Source organism: Paenibacillus sp. V4I5 (genome assembly GCF_030817255.1).
In the GTDB taxonomy this organism is placed as follows: Bacteria; Bacillota; Bacilli; order Paenibacillales; family NBRC-103111; genus Paenibacillus_E.
Window position 1 is genome coordinate 6,436,299 of record NZ_JAUSZB010000002.1, and the last position, 12,515, is coordinate 6,448,813.

The 12,515-nt window shown below is 46.4% G+C and carries 8 protein-coding genes and 2 pseudogenes; 6 read left to right on the forward strand and 4 right to left on the reverse strand.

Features of this window, described 5'->3' with window-relative positions; all coding sequences use genetic code 11:
• The first annotated feature begins 87 nt into the window (after positions 1-87).
• From QFZ78_RS31555 to lpdA, 3 genes and pseudogenes are all read left to right on the forward strand, one after another.
• Positions 88-1,068 carry an alpha-ketoacid dehydrogenase subunit beta gene (locus QFZ78_RS31555; protein WP_307553291.1) on the forward strand — a complete coding sequence of 327 codons (981 nt, stop codon included), beginning with the start codon at positions 88-90 and terminating at the stop codon, positions 1,066-1,068.
• Positions 1,069-1,099: 31 nt separating this feature from the next.
• A pseudogene (locus QFZ78_RS31560) lies at positions 1,100-2,435 on the forward strand (dihydrolipoamide acetyltransferase family protein).
• A 4-nt stretch (positions 2,436-2,439) separates the two neighbouring features.
• Positions 2,440-3,855, forward strand: coding sequence for a dihydrolipoyl dehydrogenase (gene lpdA / locus QFZ78_RS31565; protein ID WP_307553292.1), 1,416 nt, complete (start codon positions 2,440-2,442; stop codon positions 3,853-3,855).
• A 97-nt stretch (positions 3,856-3,952) separates the two neighbouring features.
• Here lpdA and serC read toward each other — a convergent pair whose 3' ends face one another.
• The 4 genes and pseudogenes from serC to QFZ78_RS31585 form a co-directional block, all read right to left on the reverse strand.
• Entirely contained in the window at positions 3,953-5,041 is a 1,089-nt protein-coding gene (gene serC / locus QFZ78_RS31570; RefSeq protein ID WP_307553293.1) for a 3-phosphoserine/phosphohydroxythreonine transaminase, read from the reverse strand.
• Between the two features lie 395 nt (positions 5,042-5,436).
• A pseudogene (locus QFZ78_RS31575) lies at positions 5,437-6,821 on the reverse strand (ABC transporter substrate-binding protein).
• A gap of 95 nt (positions 6,822-6,916) precedes the next feature.
• Positions 6,917-7,738, reverse strand: coding sequence for a carbohydrate ABC transporter permease (locus QFZ78_RS31580; RefSeq protein WP_307553294.1), 822 nt, complete (start codon positions 7,736-7,738; stop codon positions 6,917-6,919).
• Positions 7,735-8,691: a carbohydrate ABC transporter permease gene (locus QFZ78_RS31585; protein WP_307553295.1), complete on the reverse strand. Its 957-nt coding sequence runs from the start codon at positions 8,689-8,691 to the stop codon at positions 7,735-7,737. The genes QFZ78_RS31580 and QFZ78_RS31585 overlap by 4 nt, the downstream gene beginning before the upstream one ends.
• 209 nt (positions 8,692-8,900) lie before the next feature.
• Here QFZ78_RS31585 and QFZ78_RS31590 point away from each other — a divergent pair, with 209 nt between their 5' ends.
• The 3 genes from QFZ78_RS31590 to QFZ78_RS31600 all read left to right on the forward strand — a co-directional run bounded on the left by QFZ78_RS31590 (position 8,901) and on the right by QFZ78_RS31600 (position 12,506).
• A complete protein-coding gene (locus QFZ78_RS31590; protein WP_307553296.1) occupies positions 8,901-9,632 on the forward strand; it encodes a glycerophosphodiester phosphodiesterase in 732 nt (243 codons plus the stop codon).
• A 41-nt stretch (positions 9,633-9,673) separates the two neighbouring features.
• A complete protein-coding gene (locus QFZ78_RS31595; RefSeq protein WP_307553297.1) occupies positions 9,674-10,057 on the forward strand; it encodes a VOC family protein in 384 nt (127 codons plus the stop codon).
• A gap of 289 nt (positions 10,058-10,346) precedes the next feature.
• The gene (locus tag QFZ78_RS31600; protein ID WP_307553298.1) at positions 10,347-12,506 is read left to right on the forward strand and encodes an AMP-binding protein; all 2,160 of its coding nucleotides are present in this window, start codon (positions 10,347-10,349) and stop codon (positions 12,504-12,506) included.
• Positions 12,507-12,515: the final 9 nt, after the last annotated feature.

The window sequence follows — 12,515 nt, forward strand, 5'->3', positions numbered from 1 at the left end:
ACGATGCCAGTTTTTCTGGCGATAAACTAAGCTTAAGCTTACGAAGCAAGTTTTCTCACGAAAACAATTAGGAGGCACGGAGAAGTCATGGCACAAATGACGATGATTCAAGCGATAAAAGACGCAATGCGCGTTGAACTGGAAAGAGATCCTAATGTAATTTTGTTCGGCGAAGACGTTGGCCATGTTGGTGGCGTATTCCGTGCTACGGAAGGTTTACAAAAAGAATTCGGCGAAGAGCGCGTATTCGATACGCCTCTTGCTGAGTCTGCTATTGGCGGGCTTGCAGTTGGTCTTGGTATTCAAGGCTTTCGTCCGATCGCTGAAATTCAATTCGTAGGCTTTATTTATGAAGCGCTTGACCAAATTTGCGTGCAAGCAGCTCGTATGCGTTACCGTTCTGGCGGCCGTTACAACTCTCCAATCGTATTCCGGACACCTTTTGGTGGTGGTGTAAAAGCAGCTGAGCTGCACACGGATGCACTCGAAGGCTTACTTGTACAAACTCCTGGTATTAAAGTTGTTGTTCCTTCCAACCCTTATGATGCGAAGGGACTGCTCATTTCCGCGATTCGCGATAATGACCCTGTCTTCTTCATGGAGCATTTAAATTTATACCGCGCATTCCGTGCTGAAGTACCGGAAGGCGAATACACCATTGAGCTTGGTAAAGCGAATGTTGTTCGCGAAGGCTCCGATGTGACGATTATTACTTATGGGGCTATGGTTCACACATCTGTGAAAGCAGCTGAAGAAATCGAGAAAACACAAGGTGTGAAAGTTGAAGTTATCGATCTTCGTACCCTAATTCCGCTTGATATCGAAACCATTGTAACTTCAATTAAGAAAACAAACCGTGCGATTATCGTGCAAGAAGCGCAAAAAACATCCGGTGTAGCCGCTGAGGTAATTGCACAGATTAATGAAAAAGCGATTCTGCATCTGGAAGCTCCTGTTTTGCGTATTGCTCCGCCAGATACAATCTATCCGTTTGCACAAATCGAAGACGCTTGGTTGCCTAGTCCAGCAAGTGTCATTGCAGGCATTAATCAAGTACTCGAATTCTAATCACAGTCGAAGGTAATAGGAGGTTGTGCACGTGGCTTTGTTTGAATACAAGTTCCCAGAGCTTGGTGAAGGCATTCATGAAGGCGAGATCGTAAAGCTGTTGGTTAAAGCGGGTGACACCGTAACAGACGAAACGATTCTTATGGAAGTACAGAACGATAAAGCAGTCGTTGAAGTTCCTTGTCCAGTTGAAGGTAAGGTTGTTGCAGTTGCCGTTAAAGAAGGACAAGTTTGTAATATTGGCGAGCTCGTTATGACGATTGAAGTGACAGGCGAGCTGCCTGCTGAATCCATGCATCATAAGACCGACAGCCACGCTGCGCCTGCAGCGGCTCCAGCTGCTACCCCCGTGGCGGCAGCACCGGCCCCTACAGCAGCGCCCGCCGCGTCATCAGTTCCAGCAGCAGCCGCGCCAAGCGCTGGCGCGGGCCGCGAAGTCCTTGCGACGCCTAGCGTACGCAAGCTTGCAAGAGAGCAAGGCATCACACTGGCAGAGGTGACGCCTACAGGTAAGCACGGCCGCGTAACACGTGAGGACGTGCTTGGCTTTAACGGAGCGGGCACTGCCGCGGCTCCTGAAGCAGCAGCAGAACCAGCTGTGTCATCAGTAGCAGCTGGTGGAAATGCACCTGCGGCGGCAGCGCAGCAGGTTGTCGTAGGCGATCGCGTCGAGGGACCGGGTTCCGTTCAAAGGAATCCGTAAAATTATCGCGAACGCTATGGTGAAATCCGTGTACACGGCTCCGCACGTGACATTGATGGACGAAATCGACGTATCGGCACTTGTCGCACTTCGTGAGCGCACGAAGCCACTCGCCGAGAAAAAAGGCGTGAAGCTGACTTACCTACCTTTCATCGTGAAAGCATTGGTTGCGGCTTGCCGTCAATTCCCAGCGCTCAACGCGATGATCGACGAAGAGAAACAAGAAATTGTCTACAAAAAGTACTACAACATCGGAATTGCAACAGATACAGACAACGGATTGCTCGTTCCTGTTATCCATGATGCAGACCGCAAAAATATATGGTCGATCGCTTCTTCGATTAAAGACCTTGCCTTACGCGGACGCGAAGGCAAATTGGCTCCTAACGAAATGAAGGGCGGCACGATCTCCATTACGAACATTGGTTCCGTAGGGGGTATGTTCTTCACACCAGTTATCAACTTCCCTGAAGTTGCAATCCTAGGTGCAGGTCGTATCACAGAGAAACCAGTTGTGAAAAATGGGCAAATCGTTGCAGCATCTGTTATGGCGCTTTCCTTGAGCTTCGACCACCGTATCGTGGATGGAGCCACAGCACAAAGCTTCCTGAACTACATCAAACAGCTTCTGGCTGATCCAGAGCTTCTCGTCTTGGAGGTGTAACAGCATGGTAGTAGGAGATGCTTCTTTAGATATTGATTTGTTGGTCATTGGTGCAGGTCCCGGCGGTTACGTAGCTGCCATCCGTGCTGCTCAGCTTGGGCAAAGCGTTCTGATTGTTGATAAAGCAGAATGGGGCGGCGTGTGCTTGAACCGCGGCTGTATCCCGTCCAAAGCTTTGATCTCCGCAGCTCACACGTATGAGCATGCACAGCACGCTGACAGCATGGGTATCTCTGTCCAGAACGTGAAAGTGGACTTTGCGAAGGTACAAGCATGGAAAAACAGCATTGTTGCGAAACAAACGGGCGGCGTTAGCGCGCTGCTCAAAGGCAACAAGATCCAAACTTTCCAAGGCGAAGTGATGTTCATCAATGAGCATGAAGCACGTGTGTTCAATGATGCAGAAGCGCCTCGCTACCGCTTCAAGCACTGCATTATCGCGACCGGTTCCCGTCCGATCGAGCTGAAAGCATTCCCTTACGGCGGAAGAATCATTTCTTCTACGGAAGCGTTGAACTTGCCTGAAATTCCGAAAAGCATGATCGTTATCGGCGGCGGCTACATCGGAATTGAGCTAGGTCAAACCTATGCGAAATTCGGTACAAAGGTAACTGTGCTTGAAGGTTCCGATCATGTGCTTCCAGGCTTCGAGAAAGAATTGACGAAGCTTGTTGCGCGCAATCTGGAGAAAGTTGGCGTAGAGGTTCACACCGAAGCACTGGCACAATCCTGCACGAAGACAGAAAATGACGTAACGGTTACGTTTACAGTAAAAGGGGAAGAGAAACAAGTAACAGCGGATTACGTATTAGTAACCGTTGGTCGTCGTCCGAACACAGATGGCGAGCTTGGTCTTGATCTCATCAACTTGAAAATGACAGATCGCGGTTTGATCGAGGTCGATAACCAAGGTAGAACGAGCATCCAGCATATCTTCGCGATTGGTGATGTTGTACCTGGTCTTTCATTGGCACACAAAGCTTCCTATGAAGCTAAAGTGGCTGCTGAAGCGATCGCGGGTCACTCCAGCATCGTAGATTACAAAGCAATGCCTGCTGTTGTATTCTCTGATCCGGAAATTGCTGGCGTAGGTCTAAGTGAAACAGAAGCTAAAGCACAAGGCATCAATGTAACGATTGGTAAATTCCCTTATGCAGCTAATGGTCGCGCTAACTCTTTGAACGCAGGTCAAGGCTTCGTGAAGCTTGTCGGCGACAAAGAAACAGGCCAATTGCTTGGTGGTCAAATCGTTGGTCCGGAAGCTTCGAACTTAATCGGTGAGCTTGCTCTTGCGGTTGAGATGGGCGCTAACTTGGAGGACATCGCACTTACCATTCATGCACATCCAACTTTGACAGAAATGATCATGGATGCCGCGGAAGGTGCGCTTGGTCACCCGATTCACCAACTTGGTAAATAAGCAGCATTATTCCTTAAGTTTCTCTTACCTTTAGATAAAAAGTCCCGAGAGTTAGGCATTAGCCGCTCTACGGGACTCTTTTATTTTTCTTTATGATCTAACCGTTTCTTCGTGCAAAATCTATCATGAAATCGGCTAAAGCCTGACAAGCCTCGAATGGTACTGCATTGTATGCCGAAGCACGCAGACCTCCGACACTTCGATGACCGGCCAAACCTTCAAAGCCGTTAGCCTCTGATTCTTCGATAAACTGACGCTCTATTCCTTCATTGGCCATGCGCCAAGTGATATTCATATGAGAGCGATCGTTAACTTCAATGATTCCGTTGTAGAATCCGCCGCTATGATCAATAACATCATATATGAGGCCAGACTTTATGCGATTAAGCTGTTCTAATTGCTCAACACCGCCTTTGTTTACAGCCCATTTTAACACCAAATTCATCATGTAAATGGCGTGAACAGGCGGCGTATTGAACAGTGACTTGTTTTTGGCGAATGTTTCATAGCGCATGATCTCAGGGATCTTCTTGGATGCTTTCTCCAACCACTCTTCTCGGATGATGGCAACTGTAACGCCTGCTGGACCCAGATTTTTCTGGGCGCCGGCATAAATCATCGAAAACCTCTCTAGATCCAGCTTTCTGCTGAGGATTTCACTCGTTAAATCGGCTACAAGCGGCGTGCTGCCCACTTCCGGAATTTGGTTGTAACGGGAACCTTCAATCGTATTGTTCATGGTGATATGAATGTATGCCGAATCAGGTACTAGCTTAGCTGCAGATAACTCAGGAATACTGCGCCATTGCTGGTCTTTGGAGCTTGCCGCGACATGTGTGAGCCCGACATAAGCAGCTTCCTTATAAGCTTTTTCCGAAAAGCTCCCAGTTAATGCATAGTTGGCCGTTTGATTCGTGTTCAAAAAGTTTAACGGAAGGAGAGCAAACTGTGTGCTAGCCCCTCCACCCATAAAAAGCACCTCATATCCGCTAGGCAGGCCGAGCAGTTTCAGAAGAAGCTGCTGGGTTTCTTGATTCAGATCCTCAACTGTGCGGCTTCGATGAGACATTTCGAGGAGTGAGATACCTGTCCCTTGATAGTCCACAAATTGCTCTTGGGCCTCTTCAAGTACCTCCAAAGGCAGTGCAGCGGGTCCTGGGTTAAAATTGTACCGTCGTTTCGTCATTTCTAGTTACCTCCCATTTGTATGTGGTTAAAAAAACAAAATTACCCCACAAAGTGATGTGTACCCTTCGAAGCTTATTCCCAATACTTTGCGGGGGCCCCGAAAATAACAAAAAACGCCCTCATCCGATTGGGACGAGGAGCGTTTGCTCGCGGTGCCACCCAATTTAAGAAACATTCGGGTGAATGCTTCTCCACTTGGTTCCGCGGTAACGGGCGGTGCCGGTTAACTTAGAATGACTGACTTTGCTGAGCGCAAAGGGTTGTTCTTGGCGAAAACGCCTCCGAGTTGGAATCTCATCATAGGCACGATCTGGTATGGATATTGAGTAGAAGTATAAGCCTATTCGCAGAAAAGGTCAATCGTTTTGGAGAGTTCTGCTGGTTGTTTCCAAGTTACTTCACTGTCTTGTTATAAGCGGCAATTTTCTCCGTGATACTCTTCGCAGCACCATCCAACGCTTCTTTCGGCGCCTTCTTACCTGTTAGAGCTTCTTCGATCGCCGTTTCTACAAGCTGACGCGCTTCTGGGAATACACCCATTACAGCACCTTGTGTGGCTTTATTAGCTTTTGTATTGTGCAGTTGATCAATTGCAGTTTGGAATTGCGGATATTTGGCAAGGTTATCCTTCACCAGCTGCTCGTCGTAAGCTTTCTTCGTAATTGGGAAGTAGCCAGTGTTAACGTGCCACCAAGCTTGTGTTTGTGGTTTTGTCAGGAATTTGATGAACTCCCATGCACCTTTTTGTTCAGCTTCGGATTTGTTGTTTAAGATATAGAGACTTGCACCACCGACAACAACACCGCCATCCTTCGCATCAGTTGGTTTAGGCAGGGTGCTGGTTCCGACTTACCGTCAGCACCGCTCACGATCCCGCGGAGTGAGGCTGTGGAGTCTAATGTCATAGCGACTTGTCCAGCCAAGAACGCTTTCTTCGTATCGTCTGTCTTGCGTCCTAGGTTAGTAGCTGTTTTGCTGTCAACCATTTGCTTCCACCACATCAAAGTCTTCACGCCTGATTCACTATTGACCATGGATTCCGTAGCTACGGCTGTACGACCGTTACCATTGTTAAGGTATTCGGCACCTTGTCCAGCAAAGAATTGCTCCATAAACCATCCGTAGATGGCGAAGGATGCGCCTGCTTTACCGTCTTTGCTTAATGTTTGAGAAGCTTTGGCAACCTCTTCAAAAGTTGTTGGCGGCTTTTCAGGATCAAGACCGGCAGCTTTAAACATGTCTTTGTTGTAATAAAGAATCGGATTCGATGTGTTGAAAGGCATGGAATACAGTTTGCCATCGAATTTATAGTAATTCAGAATATTATCTTCAAGTTGGGTGAGATCAAATTGATCAGCATCGACATACTTTTGAACTGGCGTAATGGCCTTGGAGTCGATCATGAAACGAGAGCCGATTTCGTATACTTGAATAAGAGAAGGTCCGCTTTTGCTATCCATAGAAGCTTTCATTTTATTTAAGCTTTCATCGTATGTGCCTTGAAAAACAGCTTCAACTTGAACATCTTTCTGGGAAGAGTTGAAGTCTGTTACAAGTTTATCTACAGCTTTGCCGAGCTCACCGCTCATCGAGTGCCACCAGATAACTTTAACTGGTTCAGCCTGTTTTTTTGTTTCTACGGCAGCAGGAGAAGCGGATGCTTTGATATCTGCTGTACTGCCAGATGTCGTCGTTTCAGCCTTGCCGCATGCGCTAGTCAATAGCACCATGAGTGCTGTTATTGCGATAGCTGAACTTCTCATTTTCAATGTCTTCATTTTTTTTGTTTCTCTCCCTTTTGGTTTCTTTAATTTTTATTTATGGAAATCTGGGTCAGCTTATTGCTGAACAGAGCAGCCATCACACATGGGGACTAACCTTTCACAGCACCAGCAGTAAGCCCTCGAACGAGCTGCTTCAAACCGAGTACTAAAAGCAATAGTGAAGGCAGCAAGACGATAGTTACGCCTGCTAAGACCAAGTTCCAAACGGTTAATTCTTCGAATTGAAGCATGGCAATGCCAATCTGAACCGTTCGCATTTCCTCGCTGTTGGTGATGAGAAGCGGCCATAAGTACATGTTCCACGAGTTTAGGAACGCATAGACGGCTAGCGTTGCAAGTGCTGGGCGGCCTAGGGGCAGGACAATTCGGAAAAAGCAGCGGAAGTGTCCACAACCATCAATCCGCGCTGCTTCGAACAGCTCCTTAGGCAGCTGTAAGAAAAATTGGCGCAGCAGAAAGGTGCCGAAAGCAGTCGCCAGGAATGGAACGGTTAAGCCCTGAATGCTATCGAGCCAGTCCCATTTTTTGACCGTCAAATAGTTGGGAATGATGGTGACTTCCCACGGAATCATCATGGTGGCCATGAATAACGCGAAGAAGACAGCTTTACCCTTGAAACGAATGTTAGCAAAGGCGTAAGCGGCCATGCTGGATGTAATGAGCTGTCCAGCCGTAATGATGATCGAAACGACCAAACTGTTGGCTATAAATTTGCCGATGGGGACTAATTGGAACACGGCGACTATACTGCCGATATAAAAGCTGCTCGGCCAGAAGCGGGGCGGATAGGCCGATGCTTCCTCAGGTGTCATGAATGCTGCGGTAAACGTATAAAAAATAGGGTAGAGCACGAGTGCAGCGAATATGATTAACAGAACATACACGAAGGTATTTTGTAATCGATGGGTCATTGATAGTGCACATTCCTTTCAAAAACTTTAAATTGCACAAAGGTGAAAATAAGGATGATGGTGAACAGGACAAGGGCCTGAGCACTACCAGTCCCGAATCGGAAGTTGATGAAGGCATCTTGATACAAGCTGTATACAAGGACATCTGTGGAATTAACAGGTCCGCCTTTGGTCAAAATGTGAATCTGTCCGAAGGACTGAAAAGCACCAATGATCGACACAATGGTGACGAAGAATACCGTCGGTGAAAGCAAGGGGAATACGATTTGGATAAAGGTACGGAATGGACCTGATCCGTCGATTTTGGCGCTATCATAAATTTCTTCTGGTATTCCTTGCAGGCCACTGAGAAGGACGATGTAAGTAAATCCAAGATTCATCCAAACTGTCATCATAGAGACGGAAAGCAGTGCCCATCTTGGATCTGTTAACCAAGCTACTGGCTCTAAGCCAACAATGCTCAGCAAGTAATTCAACATCCCGACACTCGGGTGAAAAAGCATCATCCAGATCACCGCAGAGGTTCCAACTGACAGAACAACAGGCAGCGAGAAGATGAATTGAAAGATCCGCATTCCCTTCAAATGATTGTGTGTTAGTGCGGCGAGTAAAAGCGCAAGAGCAATGCCGGTTGGCACCGTAAGAAGTGTAAAAAGACCTGTGACTTCCAAACTTTTATAAAATCGCTCGGAAGTGAAGATAGCAATGAAGTTATCGAAACCGACGTAAGAAGCAACTCTCCCTCGCGGATCCGTCTCATGAAAGCTCAGATAGAAGGTTTGAAGCAGGGGGTAAAAAAGAAAGATAGCAAACAGCAAAATCGAAGGGAGTAAGAAAACATAACCAAGCAGCGTTTCCGCCCATTTCTGATGGATAAGCGCACGGGGAGGTTGCCCCGCTTTTGCTTTTGGCTTGGTTGTTGAAAGCGGTAAATCTCTATTCATCGTATTCATGTGGTGCTCCTTCACGAACATTATTAGACTTGTACTATGTTATTAGCTTAACGATGCTTTATTTGACCCGTGTTAAATAGAGATTAACTTATTGTGTATTTTTCCAACAAATTTACGTAACCTTTACGAATAAATACTGGGCAAGAGCGAGTCATTTCATCTATAATTTGAGCATAGTTGAAGAAGCTTACATGTTGGGAGTGTTAACAATGAACAAACATAAACCGATTGTAATTGGACATCGCGGAGCGGCTGGGGAAGCACCGGAAAATACGCTAGCTTCTTTTGCATTAGCTTTGGAGCAAGGGGCAGAAGGCATCGAACTAGATGTACATATAACGAAAGACGGAGAGATTGTCGTCTGTCATGATGCTACGCTCGATCGAACGACGAATGGTTCCGGGCTTATTTGTGATCACAGTTGGAGTGAATTGAAGTCGTTGGATGCTGGCTCTTGGTTCTCTGAGGCGTTCGCGGGGGAACGGTTACCACTTTTGCATGAAGTATTCGATTTATTGCCGCGAGGGTTCTTTATCAATGTGGAAGTGAAGCATGCTTATGAAGGACGAATGGAGAAGGCGCTTCTAGCATTTTTGCGTGAAAGCAGCCGAATGGAAGATGTGGTCATTTCTTCTTTTGATCACAAGGTGATTCGCCGAATTAAGCAGGCTGAGCCTGGGGCGAAGGTTGGTTTGTTATACGCTGCAAACCTTATGGATCATACTACTTATGCAGGGCAAATAGGTGTAGATGTGTTTTCGTTGCATCCTCATCACCAATGCATTGAGCAAGAAGATGTTGCTGCGGCAGTATCCTCTGGGCTTGCTGTTTATCCTTATACGGTAAATGACTTGGCCGATTATCATAGGCTGATTGCATCCGGTGTTTCAGGAATAATTACCGATTACCCTGCTAGACTTAGAGAACTATTGAACCTGTAGTGTGGTAAAATATGGGTATAATAGTTTGGGAGGGGAAACGTATGAGCGATAACAGCTTAACTCAAATTGGACAAATCTCAGTAAATGCAGCTGACATTCCTAGAGCAGTTGCCTTTTACCGCGACACATTAGGCATGAAGTTTTTGTTTCAAGCTTCTCAAATGGCTTTTTTTGATTGCAATGGCGTTCGATTGATGCTAAGCCTTCCTGAAAAACCTGAGTTTAATCATCCTGGATCTGTTATTTATTATAAGGTTGGGGACATTAATCAGGTCTATGAGGCTTTTCTAGAACGAGGAGTGTCCTTTATTAGTGAGCCGCATGTGGTAGCTAATATGGGCAGCTTCGATATTTGGATGGCTTTCTTTCGGGATACAGAGGGAAATACCTTGGCAATTACCAGTGACGTCCCTAATGGAAATTAAATGCTTTTAGAGAGAGACCTATGCAGTTGGATGCATGGGTCTTTTTTTATTGAAAAAAATCCTCCAAGAAGCTGGTACTACGCAAAGTTAGTACTATCAGATTCCAGGCAAATGCATACAATGGAGTTATGATCAGGTATTAAGAGAAGCCCAAAAGCTTGTGCGTACGAATCCAGTTTAGCCAAAGCAAAGCTCAGTTGATGCTTACGAGAGAGCTTTGCCAAAGCGAAGCTCAGACCATGCTTACGATGATAGCTTTGCTAAAGCAAAGCTCTTAGGAGGAGTCCCAATGATCAAATGGTTGTTTGTTGCTCTGTTAAAGCTGTTACTTCCCTTATTGCGTCCAGTCTTGATGACAAGTTTTAAGGTTAGGGTTAGGGGGATGGAGCGGCTCGACTTGACGGAGAAAACGGTGCTTATTCCTAATCACGTATCATTACTGGATGCTGTGCTCTTAGCTCTGATACTGCCGAAGGAAGTGGCATTTGTTGTAAACACAAGGATTGCTAAGCGTTTTGCTTGGCTGCTCCTTTTTCGGACGCATATTTCGGTAGATCCGTTGAACCCTTACTCCGTGCGAAAGATGCTGAAAACCGTGCAAAACAGTATACCGCTTGTTGTTTTTCCAGAAGGGCGAATCACAACAACCGGGGGCATGATGAAGGTGTATGGTGGGATTGGTTACATTGCTCTGAGATCACAGGCATGCATGATTCCAATTGCGATTAATGGACTGGAGCATTCGAAATTATCTTATCTACGCGGCAAATTGAAGCAGATCTGGTTTCCGGCAGTGAGCATCACGTTTGGGGAAGCTTTTCAAGTGCCCATGAGTGAACATATTTCGAAGCGAATTCAGAAAGAGCGGGCGACGGATATCATACGCAGCCGTATGCAGAATCATTTGCTGGAAAGCCGAATGAAGCCTGAGCTTAATTTATTCAACGAGATGCTGATAGCTGCCAAACTTCATGGCATTTCTACCGTGATTTGTGAAGATATCATAAGTGACTCCGCTTTAACATACCGCAAATTACTGATCACAACGTATACAATGGCGGGGCTTCTAAAGCAGCTTCTTAAGGAACAGAAGCGTGCTGCCGTTTTATTGCCTAATGCTGCGGCACATGTAGTCACCTTGTTTTCATTATTCCGATTAGGAGTAACACCAGCTGTATTGAATTATTCTGCTGGTAAGCAGACGATGTTGGATGCATGCGAAACAGCCGCGGTGAAGACGATTATTACGTCCAAAGCGTTCATCGACAAAGCGGGACTTGCCGATTTTATCGATACCGCAAGCGGTACTTTCAAGATTGTTTATCTCGAAGATGTTAAACAAAGTATCACTTTTAAACATAAAATTGCCGGTATTATTCACTATATACGGAAAGTTCAAGGACCGGTTGGCTCAGGAAAGAACGAGGTTGTTCTTTTTACATCAGGCAGTGAGAGTAAACCGAAGGGTGTCGTTCTTACACACCGTAATATATTCGCTAATATTCAGCAGGCTAAGGCAGTTATTGCCTTTAACGGGTCGGATATTGTGCTGGGCGCGATGCCGATGTTTCACTCCTTTGGATTGACCGCAGGAACGATGCTGCCCATCCTTTCGGGTATGAAAGTCGTGCTTTACCCTAATCCCTTACATTATAAAGTCATTCCGGAGCTAGTCTACGATCGCAATATTACGATTCTGTTTGGAACTTCAACATTTCTTTCGGCTTATGCGAGAACTGCACATCCGTATGATTTTGCCCACTCCCTCAAGTATGTCGTGGCTGGTGCTGAGAAGTTGAAGGAGGAAGTCCGTCAAACCTGGTCCGATAAATTCGGGATTCGTATTCTAGAGGGGTATGGGACAACGGAGACAGCGCCCGTCATATCGCTTAACACACCTATGTACGCAAAGAAGGGTACAGTGGGGCGAATCATGCCAGGTATGGATTACCGTTTGGAAAAGGTGGAAGGAATTGAGCTTGGCGGTAACTTGTTGGTGAAGGGGCCGAATGTGATGAAAGGTTATCTCATTCATGGTCAAGGCTTCGTCCCTTGCCCAGAGTGGTATAGCTGCGGAGATGTTGTGCAAATGGATGATCAAGGGTATATCTCGATTCAAGCTAGGTTGCAGTCTTTTGCCAAAATTGGTGGGGAGAAAGTGTCACTGCCGATGGTGGAGGAGCTTGTGACGGCAAGCTTGCCGCCCGAGGCGATATGCGCAGCGGTTAGTGTGCCGGATATGCGTAAAGGGGAGCGAATTGTTGTCTATCATAATATCCTCGGTGTCCAGCTACAGCAAATCAGAGAGTCGATGAAACAGCAAGGTCATCCCTCATTCTACATGCCTTCGGAGGTTCGTTATGCGGAAAAATTGCCGCTTCTAGGAAGTGGAAAAGTAGACTATGTGTCGATCAAGCGATCGGCTTTGAAGGATGATCATGAAACCTAAAGGGAGCGA

Coding starts and splice junctions, on each gene's coding strand:
- QFZ78_RS31555 (WP_307553291.1), top strand. CDS start 88: ATGGCACAAATGACGATGATTCAAGCGATAAAAGACGCAATGCGCGTT.
- lpdA (WP_307553292.1), top strand. CDS start 2,440: ATGGTAGTAGGAGATGCTTCTTTAGATATTGATTTGTTGGTCATTGGT.
- serC (WP_307553293.1), bottom strand. CDS start 5,041: ATGACGAAACGACGGTACAATTTTAACCCAGGACCCGCTGCACTGCCT.
- QFZ78_RS31580 (WP_307553294.1), bottom strand. CDS start 7,738: ATGACCCATCGATTACAAAATACCTTCGTGTATGTTCTGTTAATCATA.
- QFZ78_RS31585 (WP_307553295.1), bottom strand. CDS start 8,691: ATGAATACGATGAATAGAGATTTACCGCTTTCAACAACCAAGCCAAAA.
- QFZ78_RS31590 (WP_307553296.1), top strand. CDS start 8,901: ATGAACAAACATAAACCGATTGTAATTGGACATCGCGGAGCGGCTGGG.
- QFZ78_RS31595 (WP_307553297.1), top strand. CDS start 9,674: ATGAGCGATAACAGCTTAACTCAAATTGGACAAATCTCAGTAAATGCA.
- QFZ78_RS31600 (WP_307553298.1), top strand. CDS start 10,347: ATGATCAAATGGTTGTTTGTTGCTCTGTTAAAGCTGTTACTTCCCTTA.